The organism is Rahnella victoriana (assembly GCF_004330295.1).
GTDB classification, from domain to species: Bacteria; Pseudomonadota; Gammaproteobacteria; order Enterobacterales; family Enterobacteriaceae; genus Rahnella; species Rahnella victoriana.
In genome coordinates this window covers 113210-136492 of the sequence record NZ_SJOJ01000005.1, presented here as the reverse complement: position 1 = coordinate 136492, position 23283 = coordinate 113210, and the positions used below count along the sequence as shown (strand labels likewise).

Here is a 23283-nt window from a genome sequence, read left to right as displayed (position 1 = left end):
CAGACTTTCATCTGCGGTACGGCGGATGACGGGTTGATTAACGCTCTCTCAGCGCCTCGTTCATTTTGTTCAGCGGTTTGAGCAGGTAATCGAGAATACTTTTATTGCCGGTTTTAATATCCACCGTGGCAATCATGCCGGGGAAGATATAGAACTTCTCGTGGTGCTTATTTTCCAGATAATTGGCGTGCGTTTTGATATTCACGCGGTAATAGTACACATCACGCCGCACTTCATCCTGAAGGGTATCAGGGGAAATGGTGGTCACTTCGCCGTCAAAACTGCCGTAAATCGAATAGTCGTAGGCAGTGATTTTCACCTTCGCTTTCTGACCCGGATGAATAAAGGCCACATCGCGTGGCGAGATTTGTGCTTCCACCAGCATCTGATCATCAATCGGCACCAGCGTCATCAGCTTGCCGTTAGGCGGGATCACCCCGCCCACCGTGTTCACGTCGATGCTTTTCACAATCCCTTTCACCGGCGAGAAGAATTCCAGACGGTTCAGCGAGTCTTTACGCCCTAAAATGACCGAACGCTGGGCTTCGATTTCGGCGTTGGCTTTCGCCAGCTCTTCACCGGCACGCACGTTGTACTGGGTTTCCAGATCGGTGGCTTTGCTTTCCATTTCGTTGATCTGACGTTGCAGACGCAGCACTTCCACGTCGCTGGCCGCGCCCTGTTTCACCAGCGGCGTGGTCATCGCCAGCTCGCGGCGGATCAGCGTAACGCCCTGCTTCAGTCCGGATAACTGTTTTTCCAGACTGGTGCGGCTGGAGTTATACAGCTCGGTTTCCGACTTCACCAGTTCCGGCTCATCATCCAGTTCTGCCGGGAAGGTCAGCGGCGTGTTGTTGATTTGCGCCGTTAAACGCGCCGCCGTCGCCAGCGCCGCATGTAAGCGCGCCACGCTTTCCTGCACCCCGGATTCGGTTTTGGTGCGATCCAGCTGCGCCAGACGTTGTCCGCGCTCCACCACTTCGCCTTCCTGCACATCAATCGAATGCACAATGCCGCCTTCCAGCGACTGCACAATCTGCTCGTGCGACGAGGGGATCACTTTGCCGGTGCCGGTGGTGACTTCATCAAGCGTGTAGAAGTTCGCCCACAGGAAGAAGCACAGCAGCATCAGTGACAATGCCCACACCAGAATGGTCGAGCGCGGCAGGGCTTTTTCCGCCCGCTGACGCTGAAAGGTTTTGCGTCCGTTCATCATGAAGCCTCCTGTTTCACCGGCGGTGTGTTGGCTGCGGCGGTCTGTCCTTTTTGCCTGAAATGCTTATTCAGGATCTCGTCTTTGTTGCCGTCGAGGGAAATACGGCCGTTATCCATCACGATGATGCGATCCACCAGTTGCAACAGCGCCAGACGGTGCGTGGCGATCACCAGCGTTTTGTCTTTTGCCCATGTGGTGAGTTGGGTAATCAGATTCCATTCGGAAATCTCATCCAGCCACGCGGTCGGTTCATCAAGCAGCAGCACCTGCGGCTGGAGGATGATATTGCGCGCCAGCAACAGCGCCTGACGCTGGCCGCCGGAAAGCCCGACACCGCCTTCGTGGATCAGGAAGTTCAGGCCGTCCTCTTTTTGCTGCACAAAGGTCAGCGCCCCGCTGATCACCAGCGCCTGATGGATTTCCTCGTCAGTGGCCTGCGGACGCCCCATGGTGATGTTGTCGCGCACCGAGCCAAAGAACAGGTTCGCGTGCTGATTGTGCAGCGCCACGTCGCGGCGCAGATCCGCCGGATCAATCTGTTTAATGTTGACGTTGTCGAGCACCACCTGACCTTGCTGCACCTGCTGCATGCCCGCCAGCACCTGCAACAGGGTGGATTTACCGGCACCGTTTTTACCCAGAATGGCAATCTTCTCGCCCGGTTTGATGTTCAGACGCGCAATGGCCAGATTGACCATTTTGGCTTCTTCGTCGTAGTAAAATACCGCGTCATTGAGCGCGTATTCGCCGGTGATCTGCGGCTTGTGCACCATCTTCCGGCCATCTTCCTGATCAATCGGGCGCTGCATCAGTTCATCCAGCCCTTTGCGGGCGACTTTCGCCTGCTGCCAGCGGGAGAGCACACCGGAAATCTGGGCCAGCGGCGCAATGGTACGGGAGGCCAGAATGGTCGTCCCCACCAGCGCACCGGTGGTCATGTCGCCGCTCATCACCAGATAGCAACCGACCAGCAACACCACCGCATAGACAATGGACTGCACTTCCTGCGTCCAGGTCATCAGCATGCTGGTCAGAAAACGCTGACGCATACTGATATCCGCCGACACTTCGTTGCAGTGATTCCACTGGTTCTGGAAACGCTGTTCGGCGCGCATCAGTTTGATGTCTTCGAGGGATTCCACCGCTTCGACCAGCGAGGCGTTACGCACCGCCGACTCACGCATCCCTTCGTTCGCCAGCTTCGCCAGCGGTTTCTGGATCAGTAAACCGGGGATCAGCAGCAAAGGCAGCGCCAGCAACACCACAAACACCAGCGGCCCGCCGATCATCCACAGAATGACCGTAAACAGCAGGAAGAACGGCAGATCGGCCATCACGCTGATGGTGGTCGAGGTGATCAGTTCCCGCACGGATTCCAGCTCGCGGATTTGCGAAATAAAGGATCCGGTGGATTTGGAGCGGGCGCTGTTTTTAATGCGCAGCGCGCGGCCAAATACGCGGTCAGAAATGCGCAGATCGGCGCGTTTCCCCACCACATCGGAAATATGCACACGAACCATGCGCATCACGAATTCAAAAATAATCGCCAGCATCACGCCGCCAAATAACACCCACAGCGTCGGGATGGATTGCGACGGCACTACGCGGTCATACACCTGCATGGAAAACAGCATGCCCGCCAGCGCCAGCACGTTGGCAATCATGGAGGCCAGCATGATGTCGCTGTAACGACGCCAGTCTTTCAGCGCCAGATCCCAGAACCAGTTTTTCTTGTACGGTTTGATGTAGTTATCAACACGCGCATCAGGAATGGTGTGCAGCGGCCGCAGCAAGGTGGTGCTTTGCGCCCGCTCAGCAAGTTGTTCAGCCGTTAAGGTGGTTTCCAGACCCTGATCTTCCGTGAACTGCACGGCGCACTGGCCGCTGGCGTCCATATGCGTCACCACGCCCAGTCGCCCGTTATCGAGCGTAATGACAAACGGCACGGAAACCGGATCCAAATCACGCGGGTGGAAATCACGCGTCACGCGCCCCAGCCCGAGTTTTTTGGCCATTTCATCGAGCACCACGTCGGCCGGAGAACCCATCTCCCACGCGATGGTGGCTTTGACGTGTTCTTCTGAATAGTCCAGACGATAGTGCTTGGCGATATCGAGCATGGCTTTCAGCCAGGCGGTGTAGCCTTTATCTAACATGGTCTCTTTTTTCATCTTCATTCTTCCCTAATTCATTCTTCCTTCACGCTCATTCCGGAACATGAACAGGCCATCCGGAGAAGCGGAACAGAGCATTTCCCCTGTTCCGCCCCCGCTACTGATTAACCGACAATCAGCTGATGGTTCGCCAGCAACGTCGCCAGATCGGTATGCACGTTGGTCAGCGTGGCGATGGTGGTCATCGACTGTGCTGAACCACTGCCATCCATATCAACCTTGATGACGGTGTTGTTGCCTTCTGTGGTCACCGACAGGTAATCGGTGATATTGCCCGCCGAGGCGTCCAGGGTCGCCACGCCGTTGACGTAGCTTGCCGAGCCGGTGCCGGTATACCCGCCCGACTGCAACAGATCGCTCAGATCCAGACGATCCGAGTTCGCTGTGCCTTCCCATGTCCCGACCGTGAAGCCGTTAATGGTGTCGGACCCGTTACCGCCGGTGGCGTCAGAACTGTCCAGCAACTTGTACAACAGCGTGTCGTGCCCGCCGCTGGCTAAGTTGAAGGTATCGTTCCCGCCGCGCCCTTCGAACAGGTTATCGCCCGCGCTGCCGGTGATGACATCGTCGTAGTCCGACCCGGCAATGCCTTCGATATCCTTGAAGGTTGACGTGTTGAACCCGGTGTTCTGTGCGTTACTGCTGCTCAGATCCACCGTGATGCCGCTGGTGGCGTTGCGGTAATCGACAATGTCCTGACCGCCGGTGGCGCTCCATGTCGCATGGTCGGACGAGGTGCTCCAGCCGCCGGAACCGTTGTAGACATAAGTGCCGCTTTCCGCGACAAACGTGTCGTTGTAACCGGTACCGGTGATCGTGCCGCTGTTACCGCCGGTTGCCGCATCTGCGGTTAACGAGTAGCTGCTGGTACCGTCGCCAGCGGTGAGATCCGTCCAGGTCGCATTGGACGACACACCGTTGATGTTGCGCACCAGCACCGCCGAGTAGGTTTCATTCGGATCCAGCCCGTAGAAATTCACCAGCGCCGAGGCATCGTTGATCCCGATACCCGACTGGGCGTTGATGATCTGCGAGGCCACCAGTTCACCGGCCGCGTTATAAAGCTGCACGGTGTTGCCGTAGAACACGTTCATCCCTTCGCCGTCGAGAATGCGCAGGTGAATGGCTGTGCCGTCCGCAATGGTGCTGTTGTTGGCGACGTACACCACTTTGCCGTTGGCCTGTGACACCAGCAGATCCTGCGTCCCGTTCCAGTCGTAATCGAGGGTCGCAATCCCGGTCACGTTGACCAGTGATGACGCCAGCGCACTGCTGCTCCAGCCTTTGCCGGTGCCGTCGTTCAGATACAACGTGGCCTTCTGGCTGGCGCTGTAGGTGCTGAACTTGATGATGTCCATGTCGCCGTCACCGTCCCAGTCCACGGCAGCTGACAGATAGCCGCCCGCCGCTGAGCTGGTGGTGGATGCCTCAACTTGTGTGGTCGTGGTAAGTAAATTCCCGTTGCCGTCGTTGTAATAAATCACCCCGCCATAGTTGGTGGAGGTGGTGGTATTACGTCCGGTGGAGATATACAGATCCATATACCCGTCACCGTTGAAGTCCGCCCAGGTCATGGACGCGGCCGTCGTTGAGTCTGCTGAGTTCACTACAAAGACGTTGGCAATATTCTGGGTCTCCGACAGCGTGCCCGTACCGTTGTTACTCACTACCGTCAGGGCATACGCGCCGTTACGGTTAGTGTGCTGAACGATGTCTACCGTGCCGTCGTTGTTAATATCGATGCCCGAGATTTCGCGGTACGTGACCCCTGCAAGCCCGGCGGCACCCGCAGAACCATCGGCTGACAACACACCGTTGTTATTCACCAGATAGCTGCGCGAGTCGCCCCCGGCATCGCCGTACGCCAGATCCACCCAGCCGTCACCGGTTTTATCGTAAGCAATCACGCCGCCGTACCAGATGGTGGTGCCGATGGCCTGCTGGCCGTAGGTATAGGTACCGTCTGCGTTCGCCGTCCATTTGCCCTGAATACTGCCGCCGTAGTTGGTTTCCGTGGCATAGATATCTGACGTGCCGTTACGGTCGGTATCCGCCAGCGTGTAACTCACCACGATGTTGCCGCGTGAGTTGGTCAGCGTGGTACCGGCATAACTGTTCAGATCAGAACTGCTGTAATCGGAAATACCGGTGACAATATTCCACAAACCGCCGCTGTTCAGGCTGAAGGCCATGGCATTGGTCGATGTGGCACCCGCCGTGCTCGCCCAGCTGGTGTCCACCGCGGTTTCGGCATACACGATAATCGCGCTGGTGCTGATGCCGGCATCGTTACCGTTGCCTGCACTGCTTCTCACCTGGGCGGTGACGTCGTAGCTTGCCAGCCCGAGCGCGCCCGGCACCTGCAAATACCAGGTGTTGTTGAGCGGATCGACCACCACGGCGCCGCCGGTTTCCGACGTGTAGGTCACGCCGTTTACCACCACCTGCACATACATGCCTTCGCCCAGCGCTTCGGACAACGTCCCGCTGATGACCGGCGTCGTGTCCTGCGTGGATTCTCCCGTTACGGTCGCCATCGTGGTCGGGATCGAGGTGTCCACCTTCAGCGTGAAATCAGTGGATGACGTGGTATTCCCCGCCAGATCCTGCGATGTCGCGACGTAAACGTAAGTGCCGTCTGCCAGCGCGGAATCCGAGAAGGTCCAGGCCAGCCCGACCACCGTCGCGACGCCGACAAACACGCCGTTACGGTAGATTTTCAGCACTTCACCGTCGGCCATCGCCTTGCTCAGCGTGCCGCTCAGCGTCGGTGCGGTTTCATCGGTACTGGTACCGGAACCGAACGCCCCGGTGCGGTCACCTTCGTCATCGGAATACTGCACGATGGTCGCTACCGCCTCAGGGTTCAGCGTGTCGATGACCACGGTCTGGCTGCCGATCGTGCCGACATTGCCCGCCTGATCGATGACCCGAACCTGCACGTTGTAATTGCCATCCGCCAGCACGGTGCCGGTTGCGTCATAGCTCCAGCCCACACCGTTTACCACCACGTCAGTCCAGGTTTTACCGCCGTCGAGGCTGATTTGCGCCCTTTCGTCGGTGGCGAGTGCCGCGCTCAGTGAACCGGTCATCGTCAGCGTGTTGTCGCTGGTGATGAAGTCACTGGCGGAATCGCCGGTGTCATTGCTGACAGCGTCAATGGTGATGATTTGCGTCGGCGCGGTGGTGTCAATGGTGACCACCTGCTGCGCGGTCTGCCCGACGTTACCCGCCTGATCCACCACGCGGACCTGATACAGCGTCTGGCCGTCGGTCAGCGTGCGGCCGTCAACGTAGGTCCAGGTGCTGCCCTGAAGCGTCACCGTGGTCCAGGTCGCGCCGTTATCCACGCTGATCTGCACCACTTCGCCCGGACTCAGTTCCGCGCCAATCGAACCGGTGACGGTCAGCGAGGTATCGCTGGTGACAAAGTCGCTGGCAGAAGAACCGGTATCGGTGGCGATGCTGTCAATGGTCACGGTTTTGCTGGCGTCCGGTGCAACGGTGTCGACGGTGACCACTTTCGAGGTCACGTTACCGACGTTACCGGCGGTATCCACCACGCGGACGTTGTAGGTGTAATCGCCGTCCGTCAGCGTGCGGCCATCGGTGAATGTCCAGCCGGTGCCGATGGTGGTCGCGTTCGCCCACGTCAGGCCACCGTCGGTACTCACCTGCACCACTTCATCGGCCGCCAGCGTGGCGCCGAGCGAACCGGTGACCGTCAGCGAGGTGTCGCTGGTCACAAAGTCGGTGCTGCTCAGACCGGTATCGCTGCTGATGGCGTCAACGCTGACCGTTTTGCTGCTGTCCGGTGCGGTAGTATCAATCGTGACCACCTGACTGGCGGTCGCGCCGACATTACCGGCCAGATCCACCACCCGCATCTGGTAGTTGTAATCCCCGTCGGTCAGCGTGCGGCCGTCGATGTAGGTCCAGGTCAGGCCGCTGATGCTGACGTCATTCCAGGTCGTGCCACCGTCGAGGCTGATTTGTACATACTCATCCGCCCCCGGTGCCGCGCCGAGCGTGCCGCGCAGGTTGAGGGTGGTGTCGCTGGTGATAAAGTCGCTGCTGCTCAGTCCGGTATCCTGCGAAACCGCGTCGATACTGATGGTCTGGCTGGCGTCCGGTGCCACGGTGTCAATCACCACCGTCTGCGACGCCGTTGACCCGACGTTGCCCGCCGCGTCAATCACCCGCACGTTATAGGTGTAACTGCCATCCGCCAGCGCGCTTCCCTGCGCGTAGTTCCAGGTGGTTCCGGTCACGGTAAGCGTGTTCCAGGTCACCCCGCCATCCAGGCTGATTTGCGCGGACTCATTGTTACCCAGAGCCGCAGAAAGCGCGCCGTTCAGGGTGAGGGTGTTATCGCTGGTCACGAAATCGCTGGTGCTGCGACCGGTGTCATCGCTGACCGAATCAATGGTGATGGTCATTGATGGCGCGGTGGTGTCGACCGCAATGTCGTGGCTGGCCGAACCGCTGTTGCCGATGCTGTTGGTGACCGAGGCAGTGATGCTGTAATTCTCACCATCCGCCAGCGCAGAAACCGCGTTGGCGCTGAGGTTCAGCGTCCAGTTCTGATCGCTTCCGACCTGCGTGGTGTAGGTCACGCCGTTAAGGGTGACGGTCACCGTCGAACCGGCCGCTGCGGTTGAGGTACCGGTAATGGCCAGCGGACCACTGTGTTCCGCCGCGCTGACCACATCGTCCTGCGCGAAGGTGTTGATGGTGATTTCAGGTACGGCACCGCTGAGGCTGACAGAAGAATCTGTCGCCGCCGGATTACCCGCCACATCTTTCACGGATGCAGTGACGGTATAACTGCCGTCTGCCGCGCCGTTGAAATCCGCCGCAGGCACATTCAAGCTCCACGTGCCGCCGGTAGTGACGGTGGCGTGGTATTCGCGATTGTTAAAGGTCACGGTGACAATCTGTCCCGCTTCCGCCGACGTGGTGCCGCTGATGGTCTGACCCGCCTGCTGCTCGGTGGTGTTGATGATGTCATCACCGGCAATGGTGTTAATGGTCAGCGTTGGCGCAACGGTATCGACAATCACCGAAGTGTTTGCAGAGACCGGATTGCCCGCCACGTCGGTGGTGCTGGCGGTGACCGTCAGCGTGCCGTCCGTCAGGGCTGCCACGTCCTCTGCCGGGAGATTCACCGTCCAGGTGCCGTTGGCATTCACGGTGGTGCTGTAGGTTTCATTGTTCAGCGTAACGCTGACCGTCTGACCGGCCTGTGCGGTAGAGGTCCCGCTCAGCGTCAGCGGTTGCCCCAGTTCGGCCGCATTCAGCATGCCGCTGGCCGTTACCGGATTGATCAGCAGTGCAGGCGCGGTGGCATCCACTACCACGTTATGCGTCGCACTGGCCGGATTGCCTGCCGCATCATTCGCGCTGGCGGTCACGGTGTAATTGCCGTCCGCGATAGCCGCCAGATCGGTTGCCGGTACGCTCAGCGTCCAGTCTCCGTTCGCGTTCACGTCTGCGGTGTAACTTTTCCCGTTCAGTACCACCGTCACTTCGGTGCCGGTCGCCAGCATGTCGCTGCCGCCGGAAATCGTCAGGCTGGTGCCTTTTTCCGCCGCATTGATGATGTCGTCCTGCGCAATCGTGTCGATGCTCAGGCTGACCGCATCGGTATTCACGGTGATCAGATGATCGCTGCTGCCGGTGTTACCCGCGCTGTCGGTGATGCTGACAGAAATCGTGTTCTCGCCGGAGGCCAGTCCCTTAATCACGTCCGCCGGAACGCCGACGCTCCAGTTACCGCTGGCATCCACTACTGTGGAATAGCTGACTCCGCCAATCACCAGCGTCACCAGATTGCCCGGCTGAGTGCCGGTGCTGCCACCGGTGATGACCTGCGCCTGCGAATGTTCCGCTGCGTTGATCACATCGTCGCCCGCCACCGTATTCACGCTGACCACCGGCGCAGTGATATCCACCAGCACAGAGCCGGTCACGCTGCTGCTGTTGCCCGCCACATCCTTGACCGTGGCAGTGACAGAATAGGTGCCGTCAGTCAGTGCCGCCGCGTCTGCTGCCGGAACAGACGTGCTCCAGGTGCCGTCGGTACCCACCGTGGCGGTGTAATCGTTGCCGTTTACCGTCACGGTCACCACCTGACCGGCTTCGGCCGTCGACGTACCGCTCAGGACCACGTCTGCGCCCGCTTCCGCACTGTTCAGCACGTTGTCACCGGCGATGGTGTTGATGGTCAGCGTTGGTGCCGACGCGTCCACTTCCGCCGTATTCGCCGCACTCGCGCTGTTGCCTGCCACATTGGTGACGCTGGCCGTTGCGGTGACGTCGCCGTCTTTCAGGCTGGTCATATCGCCTGCCGGAACGGTGACGCTCCAGCTACCATTAGCCTGAACAGTTGTGGTGTAGGTATGACCTGCAAAGTTCACGGTCACCGTCTGACCGGCTTCGACATTTTGTGTCGAACCGCTCAGCGTCAGATCCGCCGCTTTTTCAGCCGCGTTAATCATGTCGTCCGCTGCGATGGTGTCGACAGAGATCGCCACGCTGCTCAGATCCACGGTGACGTTATTGGAAATGGTGACAGAGTTACCCGAGGTATCCGAGCCGGTCACACTGATATTCAGTGCGCCCGCAGGCCAGTTCGCCACGTCCGCTGCCGGAACCGCTGCTGACCATGCGCCGTTCGCGCCCACGGTGGCCTGATAATCCACGCCGTTAACGGTAACCGTCACGCTGCTGCCTGCCGCGATATCGGTGCTGGTGCCGCTGATGATCTGGTTCTGCTGGATCTCGATGCTGTTGACGATATCGTCGCCCGCCACCGTATCAATACGCAGACCCGGCAGACCGGCGTCGATCGCGATATCACGATCGGCACTGCCAGTGTTGCCGTGCTGATTGGTTACGCTGGCGGAAATCGTCAGGTCGCCATCGCCGAAGCCTTTCAGATCCGCAGAAGGTACGCTGACGCTCCAGCTCAGGTCATCCTGAACCGTAGCCGTATAGGTGTTTCCGCCCAGCGTAATGGTGACAACGTCACCGGCTGCCGCGTTGGTGACTTTGCCGCCAATCAGCTGATCGGCATTGATTTCAGTCGAATTGATGACGTTGTCGGTCGCCACCGGGCTGATAGTTACGGAAGGCAACGCACTGTCAACCAGAACGCTGTGCGAGGTGCTACCGGTGTTGCCCGCTGCGTCGGTGCTGCTGGCAGTCAGGGTGTAATCCGCTTCACCCAGTTTCGCCACATCGGTTGCCGGAACGTCAAGCGTCCATGCGCCGTTGCTGACAGTGGCGGTGTAGTTTGTGCCGTTGAAGTTCAGGGTGACAGTGCTGCCGTCCGTGCCGTCGCTGGTGCCGCTGACGGTCAGGGTTTCGCCTTTTTCGATGGCGTTGATCACATCGTCGGCTGCGACAGTATTAATAGTCAAAACCGGCGACACGGTATCAACCGTGACGTCGTGCGTAACCGAACCGTCGTTGCCTGCGGCGTCTTTGACAGAAGCTGTCACAGTGTAGCCGCCATCGGTCAGCGTGCTGACCACGTCAGACGGAACGCCGACGCTCCAGTTGCCGTTCGCATCCACTGCTGCGGTGTAGCTGTGGCCGTCGATTTCGACGGTGACTAATCCGCCCGCTGGCACGCCGGTGCTCGAACCGGTGATCATCAGGTTCTGCTGAAGTTCCTGCGCGTTGATCACGTCGTCTGCTGCAAGGGTGTTGATGGTCAGCGTTGGCGGCGTCACATCCACCAGCAAATCATTACTGACCGACGCACTGTTACCCGCCACATCGCTGACGGATGCGGTAATGGTAAAGGTGCCGTCTGAGAGTGCGCCCGCATCTGCGGCCGGAACCGTCACGCTCCAGGTGCCGTCATCCGCCACTATCGCCTCGTAATTCCCGACCTTCACAATCTGGCCAGGTTCTGCCGTGGTGGTGCCGCTGATGATCACATCCGCGCTGGCTTCGGCCAGATTCAGCACATTGTCACCGGCAACGGTGTTGAGGGTAATGGTTGGCGCAACGGTATCCACCGTCACATCCTGTGCCGCACTGGCGCTGTTACCGGCAGTATTGGTGACCGAAACACGAATTTCTGCGTCGCCGTCTTTCAGGTTGCTCATGTCGGCAGCCGGAACCGTCAGGCTCCATGCGCCGCCGGTTTGCACCTGCGCGGTGTAGCTGTGACCGGCAAAGATCACCGTCACCGTCTGGCCCGCTTCGACGTTTTGCGTGGTGCCGCTCAGGGTAAGATCTGCCGCCTTCTCCGCCGCATTCAGCATGTTGTCCGTGGACACCGTGTCGATGGCAATGCTGACACTGCTCAGATCGACCGTGATGTCATGACTGATCGTCACGCTGTTACCGGCGGAACTGGTGCCGCTCACAGACACCGTCAGCTCACCGGCAGGCCAGTTCGCCACGTCAGCCGCAGGAACTGCCGCAGACCACTTGCCGCCTGCGCCGACGGTCGCCGCATAATCGACGCCGTTAATGGTCACGGTGACGCTGCTGCCCGCTGCCAGACCGGTGCTGGTACCGCTGACAATCTGGTTCTGATTAATTTCGATGCTGTTAACGATATCGTCACCGGCAATGGTGTCGATACGCAGCCCCGGGATCGCCGCATCAATCGTGATATCGCGCTCACCGGAACCGCTGTTGCCGCTGGTGTTGGTTACGCTGGCGGCAATGTTCAGGCTACCGTCGCCCATGGCAACCAGATCGGCGGCCGGAACGGTCAGGCTCCATGAGAGATCGTTTTGTACTTCTGCGGTGTAGGTTTTACCGCCCACCGTCACGGTGACGGTCTGACCCGCTTCCGCATGGGTGACGGTGCCGCTGATCACCTGATCTTGTGTGATTTCAGTGGCGTTGATGATGTCATCACCGGCGACCGTATTAATGGTCACTGCCGGGCTGTCGGAGGACGTTTGCAGCGTTTTAGCGGAAGACCCGTTGTTGCCGTAAACGTCGGTACCGCTGACGCTGACCTGATACAGCGCCTGCCCCAGATTCGCCAGATCGCTGGCCGGAATATCCGCACTCCATACGCCACCGCTGACGGTGCCCTGATAGTTCAGGCCGTTAAGCGTCACGATAACCGTCGCGCCATCTGCCAGCCCCGTCACCGTACCGGTGACAGTCAGCGTGGTCTGCGCCTCGGCGGCGTTAAGAATGTTATCCCCACCCGCCATATCATTGATGACAAAGACCGGCGCAGTGGTTTCCACCGTCACATCGCGGTTCGCGGAACCGGTATTTCCGGCCGTGTCCGTGACCTTCGCGGTGAGGGTGTAACTGCCGTCGTTCAGGCCGCTGACCACATTCGCCGGAACCCCGACGCTCCAGTTACCGGAGCCATCGCTGACCGCGCGATAATCGACATTATTGATGGTCACCGTGACCACAGAGCCTGCATCGACACCGGTCACGGTGCCGCTGATGACCTGCGCCTGCCCGTGCTCAGTACTGTTGATCACGTCATCGCCCGCCACGGTATTGATCGTGACGACCGGTGCGGTCAGATCCACCTGCGCGGTACCGGTGGCTGTCGCCGGATTGCCCGCGATATCGCTGACACTGGCGGTGAGAGTGTAAGACCCGTCGCCCAGACCGGAGAACACGCTGTCCGGTACGCCGGTTGTCCAGGTGCCATCGGCCGCCACGGTTGCCGTGTAGGTTTCGCTGCCCAGCGTGATGGTGACGGTCTGACCCGCCTGCGCGGTGCTGGTGCCGCTGAGTGTGACCTCAGTACCCGTATTAATGGCGTTAAGCACATCGCTGGCGCTGATAGTTTGAATGGTTACTGTCGGCGCAGAAGCGTCCACTTCCGCCGTATTCGCCGCTGTTGCGCTGTTGCCTGCCACGTTGGTGACGCTGGCCGTCGCGGTCACGTCGCCGTCTTTCAGCGCAGTCATATCGCCTGCCGGAACGGTGACGCTCCAGCTACCGCCGGATTGCACGGTTGTGGTGTAGGTGTGACCTGCAAAGTTCACGGTCACCGTCTGACCGGCTTCCACATTCTGCGTGGTACCGGTCAGCGTCAGGTCTGCCGCTTTTTCGGCAGCGTTAATCATGTCGTCCGTTGCGATGGTGTCGACAGAGATCGCCACGCTGCTCAGATCCACGGTCACGTTATTGGAAATGGTGACAGAGTTACCCGAGGTATCGGAGCCGGTCACGCTAATCGCAAGCTGACCCGCTGGCCAGTTCGCCACGTCCGCTGCCGGAACCGCTGCTGACCATGCGCCGTTCGCCCCAACTGTCGCCTGATAATCGACGCCGTTGATGGTCACGGTGACTGAACTTCCCGCTGCGATATCGGTGCTGGTGCCGCTGACGATCTGGTTCTGCTGGATCTCGATGCTGTTGATCACATCATCGCCCGCCACCGTATCAATGCGCAGACCCGGCAGACCGGCGTCGATGTTGATCTCACGATCGGCGCTGCCGGTGTTGCCGTGCTGATTGGTCACGGATGCACTGATGGTCAGATCGCCGTCGCCGAACCCTTTCAGATCCGCAGAAGGCACGCTGACGCTCCAGCTCAGGTCACTTTGTACTTCAGCCGTATAGGTTTTGCCGCCCAGCGTAAGGGTGACGGTATCGCCCGCTGCGGCGTTGGTGACTTTGCCGCTGATGGTCTGATCGGCATTGATTTCAGTGGCGTTAACGATGTTGTCGGTGGCGACCGGGCTGATGCTGACGGACGGCAGAGAACTGTCGACCAGAACATCGTGCGTTGCGCTGCCGGTGTTACCTGCCGCGTCGGTGCTGCTGGCGGTCAGGGTGTAATCCGCTTCGCCGAGTTTCGCCACATCGGAAGCCGGAACGTTCAGCGTCCACGCGCCGTTGCTGACGGTCGCAGCGTAGTTCTGGCCGTTGAGATTCAGCGTAATCACGCTGCCGTCCGCGCCGTTGCTGGTGCCGCTGACGGTCAGGGCTTCGCCTTTCTCGATAGCGTTAATCACATCGTCGGCTGCAACGGTATTGATAGTCAGAACCGGCGCAACGGTATCCACCGTGACGTCGTGTGTAATTGAACCGTCGTTGCCTGCGGCATCTTTGACGCTTGCGCTGACGGTGTAGGAACCGTCGGTCAGGGTGCTGACCACGTTCGCCGGAACGCCAACACTCCAGTTACCGTTCGCGTCGACCGCTGCGGTGTAGCTGTGGCCGTCGATCTCGACGGTGACTAATCCGCCCGCTGGCACGCCGGTGCTCGAACCGGTGATCATCAGGTTCTGCTGGAGTTCCTGAGCATTGATCACGTCGTCAGTGGAAACGGCATTGATGCTTAACGTTGGTGCGGTGACGTCAACCAGTAATGAACCGGTCGCACTGCTGCTGTTGCCCGCCACATCTTTTACAGTTGCGCTGACGGAATAGGTGCCGTCAGTCAGTGCCTGCGCGTCTGCTGCCGGAACCGCAGTGCTCCAGCTGCCGTCCGTGCCCACCGTTGCGGTGTAATCGTTGCCGTTTACGGTCACGGTCACAACCTGACCCGCTTCCGCCGTCGAGGTGCCGCTCAGGACTACGTCCGCGCCCGCTTCCGCACTGTTCAGCACGTTGTCACCGGCGATGGTGTTGATGGTGATAGTCGGTGCCGACGCATCCACTTCCGCCGTATTCGCCGCGCTCGCGCTGTTGCCTGCCACGTTGGTGACGCTGGCCGTCGCGGTGACGTCGCCGTCTTTCAGGCTGGTCATATCGCCTGCCGGAACGGTGACGCTCCAGCCGCCATTGGCCTGAACAGTTGTGGTGTACGTGTGCCCTGCAAAGTTCACGGTGACCATCTGACCCGCTTCGACGTTTTGGGTGGAACCCGTCAGCGTCAGGTCCGCCGCTTTTTCGGCCGCGTTAATCATGTCGTCCGCTGCGATGGTGTCGACAGAGATCGCCACGCTGCTCAGATCCACGGTGACGTTGTTCGAGATGGTTACGCTGTTACCGGAGGTATCCGAGCCGGTCACGCTAATCGTAAGCTGACCCGCAGGCCAGTTCGCCACGTCCGCTGACGGGATCGCTGCTGACCATGCGCCGTTCGCGCCCACGGTGGCCTGATAATCCACGCCGTTAACGGTAACCGTCACGCTGCTGCCTGCCGCGATATCGGTGCTGGTGCCGCTGATGATCTGGTTCTGCTGGATCTCGATGCTGTTGACGATATCGTCGCCCGCCACCGTGTCGATACGCAGACCCGGCAGACCGGCGTCGATCGCGATGTCACGATCGGCGCTGCCGGTGTTGCCGTGCTGGTTGGTTACGCTGGCAGAGACGGTTAAATCACCGTCGCCGAACCCTTGCAGATCCGCAGAAGGCACGCTGACGCTCCAGCTCAGGTCATCCTGAACCGTGGCCGTATAGGTATTGCCGCCCAGCGTAATGGTGACAACGTCACCGGCTGCCGCGTTGGTCACGGTGCCGCCAATCAGCTGATCGGCATTGATTTCAGTCGCGTTGATGACGTTGTCGCTCGCCACCGGGCTGATGCTGACGGTTGGCAACGCACTGTCGACCAGAACGCTGTGCGAGGCGCTACCGGTGTTGCCCGCCGCGTCGGTGCTGCTGGCGGTCAGGGTGTAATCCGCCTCGCCAAGTTTCGCTACGTCGGTTGCCGGAACGTCCAGCGTCCATGCGCCGGTGCTGACAGTGGCGGTGTAGTTTGTCCCGTTGAAGTTCAGGGTGACAGTGCTGCCGTCCGCGCCGTCACTGGTGCCGCTGACGGTCAGCGCTTCGCCTTTTTCGATGGCGTTGATCACATCGTCGGCGGCCACGGTGTTGATGCTCAGCACCGGAGAAACGGTGTCTACCGTGACGTCGTGCGTCACCGAACCGTCGTTGCCTGCGGCATCTTTGACAGAAGCTGTCACAGTGTACGAACCGTCAGTCAGCGTGCTGACCACGTCTGCCGGAACGCCGACGCTCCAGTTGCCGTTCGCGTCAACCGCTGCGGTGTAGCTGTGGCCGTCGATGTCGACGGTGACTAATCCGCCCGCTGGCACGCCGGTGCTCGAACCGGTGATCATCAGGTTCTGCTGAAGTTCCTGCGCGTTGATCACGTCGTCTGCTGCAAGGGTGTTGATGCTTAACGTTGGTGCGGTGACATCAACCAGCACAGAGCCGGTCGCGCTGCTGCTGTTACCGGCCACATCCTGGACAGTTGCAATGACAGAATACGTGCCGTCAGTCAGTGCCGCCGCGTCTGCTGCCGGAACAGACGTGCTCCAGGTGCCGTCGGTGCCGACCGTTGCGGTGTAATCGTTGCCGTTTACCGTCACGGTCACAACCTGACCCGCTTCCGCCGTCGAGGTGCCGCTCAGGACTACGTCCGCGCCCGCTTCCGCACTGTTCAGCACGTTGTCACCGGCGATGGTGTTGATGGTGATAGCCGGTGCCGACGCATCCACTTCCGCCGTATTCGCCGCTGTTGCGCTGTTGCCTGCGACGTTGGTGACGCTGGCCGTCGCGGTCACGTCGCCGTCTTTCAGCGCAGTCATATCGCCTGCCGGAACGGTGACGCTCCAGCTACCGCCGGATTGCACGGTTGTGGTGTAGCTGTGACCCGCAAAGTTTACGGTCACTGTCTGACCCGCTTCCACATTCTGCGTGGTACCGGTCAGCGTCAGATCCGCCGCTTTTTCGGCCGCGTTAATCATGTCGTCCGCTGCGATGGTGTCGACAGAGATCGCCACGCTGCTCAGATCTACGGTGACGTTATTGGAAATGGTGACAGAGTTACCCGAGGTATCGGAGCCGGTCACGCTAATCGCAAGCTGACCCGCTGGCCAGTTCGCCACGTCCGCTGCCGGAACCGCTGCTGACCATGCGCCGTTCGCCCCAACTGTCGCCTGATAATCGACGCCATTAACGGTGACAGTCACGCTGTTGCCTTCAGCGATATCGGTACTGGTGCCGCTGATGATCTGGTTCTGCTGGATCTCGATGCTGTTGACGATATCGTCGCCCGCCACCGTATCGATACGCAGACCCGGCAGACCGGCGTCGATCGCGATATCACGATCGGCGCTGCCAGTGTTGCCATGCTGATTAGTCACGCTGGCGGAAATCGTCAGGTCGCCGTCGCCGAAGCCTTTCAGATCCGCAGAAGGTACGCTGACGCCCCAGCTCAGGTCGTCCTGAACTGTGGCTGTATAGGTGTTGCCGCCGAGCGTAATGGTGACAACGTCACCGGCTGCCGCGTTGGTCACGGTACCGCCAATCAGCTGATCCGCATTGATTTCAGTCGCGTTGATGACATTGTCGGTCGCCACCGGGCTGATGCTGACGGTTGGCAGCGCACTGTCGACCAGAACAGTGTGCGAGGTATTGCCGGTGTTGCCCGCCGCGTCGGTGCTGCTGGCGGTCAGGGTGTAATCCGCCTCGCCAAGTTTCGCTACGTCGGTTGCCGGAACGTCCAGCGTCCATGCGCCGTTGCTGACAGTGGCGGTGTAGTTTTGGCCGTTGAAGTTCAGCGTCACGGTGCTGCCGTCGGTACCATCGCTGGTGCCGCTGACGGTCAGGGCTTCGCCTTTTTCGATGGCGTTGATCACGTCGTCGGCTGCGACAGTATTAATAGTCAGAACCGGCGACACGGTATCCACCGTGACGTCGTGCGTCACCGAACCGTCGTTGCCTGCGGCGTCTTTGACAGAAGCCGTCACGGTGTAGCCGCCATCGGTCAGCGTGCTGACCACGTCTGCCGGAACGCCAACACTCCAGTTACCGTTCGCGTCAACCGCTGCGGTGTAGCTGTGACCGTCGATCTCGACGGTGACTAATCCGCCCGCCGGAACGCCGGTTGAACCGCCGGAGATCATCAGGTTCTGCTGGAGTTCCTGCGCGTTGATCACGTCGTCAGTGGAAACGGTATTGATGCTTAACGTTGGTGCGGTGACGTCGACCAGTAATGAACCGGTCGCGCTGCTGCTGTTGCCCGCCACATCCTTGACCGTGGCAGTTACGGAATAGGTGCCGTCAGTCAGTGCCTGCGCGTCTGCTGCCGGAACGGACGTGCTCCAGGTGCCGTCGGTGCCGACCGTGGCGGTATAATCGTTGCCGTTTACGGTAACGGTCACAACCTGGCCCGCTTCGGCAGTAGATGTGCCGCTCAGGACCACGTCTGCGCCCGCTTCCGCCAGATTCAGCACGTTATCACCGGCGATGGTGTTGATGGTCAGCGTTGGTGCCGACGCATCCACTTCCGCCGTATTCGCCGCTGTTGCGCTGTTGCCTGCGACGTTGGTGACGCTGGCCGTTGCGGTCACGTCGCCATCTTTCAGGCTGGTCATATCGCCTGCCGGAACGGTGACGCTCCAGCTACCGCCGGATTGCACGGTTGTGGTGTAGGTGTGACCCGCGAAATTCACGGTCACGGTCTGACCGGCTTCGACGTTTTGTGTCGAACCCGTCAGCGTCAGATCCGCCGCTTTTTCAGCCGCATTGATCATGTCGTCCACCGCAATGGTGTCGACAGAGATCGCCACGCTGCTCAGATCTACGGTGACGTTATTAGAGATAGTCACGCTGTTACCGGAGGTATCAGAGCCGGTCACGCTAATCGTAAGCTGACCCGCAGGCCAGTTCGCCACGTCCGCTGCCGGAACCGCTGCTGACCACGCGCCGTTCGCGCCCACGGTGGCCTGATAATCCACACCGTTAACCGTCACGGTGACGGAACTGCCTGCCGCGATATCGGTGCTGGTGCCGCTGATGATCTGGTTCTGCTGGATCTCGATGCTGTTGACAACATCGTCGCCCGCCACGGTATCGAGACGCAGCCCCGGCAGACCGGCGTCGATCGCGATGTCACGATCGGCGTTGCCGCTGTTGCCGTGCTGATTAGTCACGCTGGCTGAGACGGTTAAATCACCGTCGCCGAAGCCTTTCAGATCCGCAGACGGTACGCTGACGCCCCAGCTCAGGTCATCCTGAACCGTAGCCGTATAGGTGTTTCCGCCCAGCGTAATGGTGACAACGTCACCGGCTGCCGCATTGGTGACTTTGCCACCAATCAGCTGATCGGCATTGATTTCAGTCGAATTGATGACATTGTCGGTCGCCACCGGGCTGATGCTGACGGTTGGCAGCGCACTGTCAACCAGAACAACATGCGAGGTGTTACCGGTGTTACCCGCCGCGTCGGTGCTGCTGGCGGTCAGGGTATAATCCGCCTCGCCAAGTTTCGCTACGTCGGTTGCCGGAACGTCCAGCGTCCACGCGCCGTTGCTGACAGTGGCGGTGTAGTTTGTCCCGTTGAAGTTCAGCGTCACGGTGCTGCCGTCCGCGCCGTCACTGGTGCCACTGACGGTCAGGGCTTCGCCTTTTTCGATGGCGTTGATCACGTCATCGGCTGCGACAGTATTAATAGTCAGCACCGGAGAAACGGTATCAACCGTGACGTCGTGCGTCACCGAACCGTCATTGCCTGCGGCATCTTTGACGCTTGCGCTGACGGTGTAGGAACCGTCTGTCAGCGTGCTGACCACGTCTGCCGGAACGCCAACGCTCCAGTTGCCGTTCGCATCCACTGCGGCGGTGTAGCTGTGGCCGTCGATGTCGACGGTGACTAATCCGCCCGCTGGCACGCCGGTGCTCGAACCGGTGATCATCAGATTCTGCTGAAGTTCCTGCGCGTTGATCACGTCGTCAGTGGAAACGGTGTTGATGCTTAACGTTGGCGCAGTCACGTCGACCAGCACAGAGCCGGTCGCGCTGCTGCTGTTACCGGCCACATCCTGGACAGTTGCAATGACAGAATAGGTGCCGTCAGCCAGCGCCGCCGCGTCTGCTGCCGGAACAGACGTGCTCCAGGTGCCGTCGGTGCCGACCGTGGCGGTGTAATCGTTGCCGTTTACCGTCACGGTCACAACCTGACCGGCTTCCGCCGTCGATGTGCCGCTCAGGACCACGTCTGCGCCCGCTTCCGCGCTGTTCAGAACGTTGTCACCGGCGATGGTGTTGATGGTGATAGCCGGTGCCGACGCATCGATTTCCGCCGTATTCGCCGCGCTCGCGCTGTTACCCGCCACGTTGGTGACGCTGGCGGTTGCGGTGACGTCGCCGTCTTTCAGGCTGGTCATATCGCCTGCCGGAACGGTGACGCTCCAGCCGCCATTGGCCTGAACAGTTGTGGTGTAGTTATGACCTGCAAAGTTGACGGTGACCGTCTGACCCGCTTCCACGTTCTGCGTGGTACCGGTCAGCGTCAGATCCGCCGCTTTTTCGGCAGCGTTAATCATGTCGTCCGCTGCGATGGTGTCGACAGAGATCGCCACGCTGCTCAGATCCACGGTCACGTTATTGGAAATGGTGACAGAGTTACCCGAGGTATCAGAGCCGGTCACGCTAATCGCAAGCTGACCCGCTGGCCAGTTCGCCACGTCCGCTGCCGGAACCGCCGCAGACCATGTGCCGTTCGCCCCAACCGTTGCCTGATAATCCACACCATTAACGGTAACCGTCACGCTGCTGCCTGCCGCGATATCGGTGCTGGTGCCGCTGATGATCTGGTTCTGCTGGATCTCGATGCTGTTGACAATATCGTCGCCCGCGACCGTATCGAGACGCAGCCCCGGCAGACCGGCGTCGATCGCGATGTCACGATCGGCGCTGCCGGTGTTGCCATGCTGATTAGTCACGCTGGCGGAAATCGTCAGGTCGCCATCGCCGAACCCTTTCAGGTCGGCTGACGGTACGCTGACGCTCCAGCTCAGGTCATCCTGAACCGCAGTGGTGTAGATATTGCCGCCCACCGTGACAGTGACCACATCCCCGGCGGCGGCGTTGGCCACTTTACCGCTGAGGGTCTGGTCGGTGTCAATTTCGGTAGCGTTAATGATGTTGTCGCCAGCCGTCACTGCAATGCTGACGGTCGGCAGAACGGAGTCAACCACCACGTTATGCGTGGCCGCACCGCTGTTGCCTTCGGCATCTGTGCTGCTGGCGGATAGGGTATAGGTCGCTTCGCCGAGTTTTGAAACATCGCTGGCAGGGACGGTGACAGACCAGTGGCCGCCGCTGACGGTGCCGCTGTAAGTCACGCCGTTCAGCGTCAGCGATACCGGCGTGCCATCGGCACTGTTGCTGGTCCCGCTGATTTCCAGCGCGTTGCCTTTCTCAAGGGCATTGATGATGTCGTCGGTTGCCACGGTGTTGATGGCCAGTTCCGGCACTTCTGAAGAGACCAGCACTGTCGTTGACTGCGAGCCGGTGTTTCCGGCTTTGTCGGTAATGCTGACGCTGACAGTGTAGCTGCCATCCGCCACGGAACTGAACACGGACGCCGGTAAACCGATGCTCCATGAACCATCGGCGGTGAGTGTCGTGGTGTACGTCTGTCCGTTAACCAGCAGGGTGACCGTGTCGCCCGCTTCCCCGCCGGTACTGGTGCCGCTGACGATTTGCGCCTGGGTTTGTTCCGCGCTGTTGAGGATATTGTCACCGGCGATGGTATCGATGGTGACGACCGGAACGGTAGTGTCGACACGCAAATCATGCGTGGTGGAGGTGCTGTTGCCCGCTGCATCGCTGACGGATGCGCTGATCGTGACATTGCCGTCCGCCAGCGCGCCTGCCTGTGCCGCAGGAACGGTCGCCGACCAGTTGCCGTCCGCACCGACTGTCGCGGTGTAAGTCTGGCCGTTCAGGTTCAGGGTGACGACTCGTCCGGCACCGGCATCCGAGGTGCCGCTGAGCGTCAGGTCTTTGCCCGCTTCGGCCGCATTAAGCATGTCATCGCCCGCCAGAGTGGCGATGGTCAGCGACGGAGCGTGCGTATCAACCGCCAAAGAAGAACTGGAGGTAATGGTGTTGCCCGCGCGATCCACGCCGCTGACCTGTACGGTATACACGCCATCGGCCAGTGCCTGCGCGTCTGCCGCCGGAACCTTCACCGCCCAGGTGCCATCAGCGCCCACGGTGGTTTGCCAGCTTGTGCCATTGAGAGAGACCGTCACCGTGGTGCCTGCGGCCAGATTGTCACTTTTACCGGAAATCGCGACATCGCTGCCGGCTTCGGCGGCATTCAGGACGTTATCGCCCGCCATCGTATCAATGCTCAGCGAGGCTTTGGCGGTGACCACGGTCAGGGTGATGGAACCCGCGCTGGTGGTGGAACCGTTGCTTTCCTGCACCACAATGTAGGTATGCGAACCGGCCGCCTGCGGCGCCAGCTGGGCGGTCCATTGTCCGTTGCTGTCGACCAGGGCGGTGGCAATGATATTGCCGCTGGCATCGACGATGGCGATATCCGCGCCCGGATAACCGGTGCCGGTAAAGGTCGGACGGGTGTCGTCTGTGACCGCCTGATTGGCCAGAATGCCCTGACTGTCGCCCTGCGTATCGGTCACCAGGAACGTTGGCTGCGCCACTTCAACCGCTTTGGTGTTATCAATGACTTTCGTTTTTTCGTCCGAACCTCCGCCGTGCGCCAGCAGTGCACCCACTGCGCCCACGCCCAGCGCGCCGCCCAGCAGGTACGGCCATTCCACCGTGACTTCCGTGGTGCTGAGCAACAGCGATTCGATGCCAGCCAGCGGGGTTTCAACCGCATGGAGGGCAAACACAGGTGCGTCATGAGCAACGGCAGCGTCCGTGAAGGTGACTTCCGTCAGCTCCTGCTTGCCATCCTGAAAGACCAGTTTATTTTCGTCTTTCTCACCAATATTCTCGAAATATCCTACACAGCGAATGACAGAGCCATCCTGCATATGAATAATCAGGTCATTGCCGCTGCGTTCATAACTGGCGACATTTTTCACCGAGTCATGAATAACCACAATGCCGGATTCATTCATGGCAACAGCCGTATTTCCCTGTGCAGTGAATTCATTTTTCAACGATGTTTTACGAGAAATAATATCCATGGTTTTGCGCATGCTATCTTCCTTAATC

The 23283-nt window shown here is 60.0% G+C and carries 3 protein-coding genes; all 3 read right to left on the bottom strand.

The window, feature by feature from the left end; genetic code table 11:
• Window positions 1-37: 37 nt before the first annotated feature.
• Complete coding sequence (locus EYY67_RS06070; RefSeq protein ID WP_119824869.1) at window positions 38-1213, bottom strand: HlyD family type I secretion periplasmic adaptor subunit; 1176 nt, start codon at window positions 1211-1213, stop codon at window positions 38-40.
• Window positions 1213-3387 (bottom strand): type I secretion system permease/ATPase, encoded by a 2175-nt coding sequence (locus EYY67_RS06065; protein WP_229921189.1) that lies wholly within the window; start codon window positions 3385-3387, stop codon window positions 1213-1215. The genes EYY67_RS06070 and EYY67_RS06065 overlap by 1 nt, the downstream gene beginning before the upstream one ends.
• 107 nt (window positions 3388-3494) lie before the next feature.
• The gene (locus EYY67_RS06060) at window positions 3495-23267 is read right to left on the bottom strand and encodes an Ig-like domain-containing protein (protein ID WP_131693066.1); all 19773 of its coding nucleotides are present in this window, start codon (window positions 23265-23267) and stop codon (window positions 3495-3497) included.
• Between the last annotated feature and the right edge of the window lie 16 nt (window positions 23268-23283).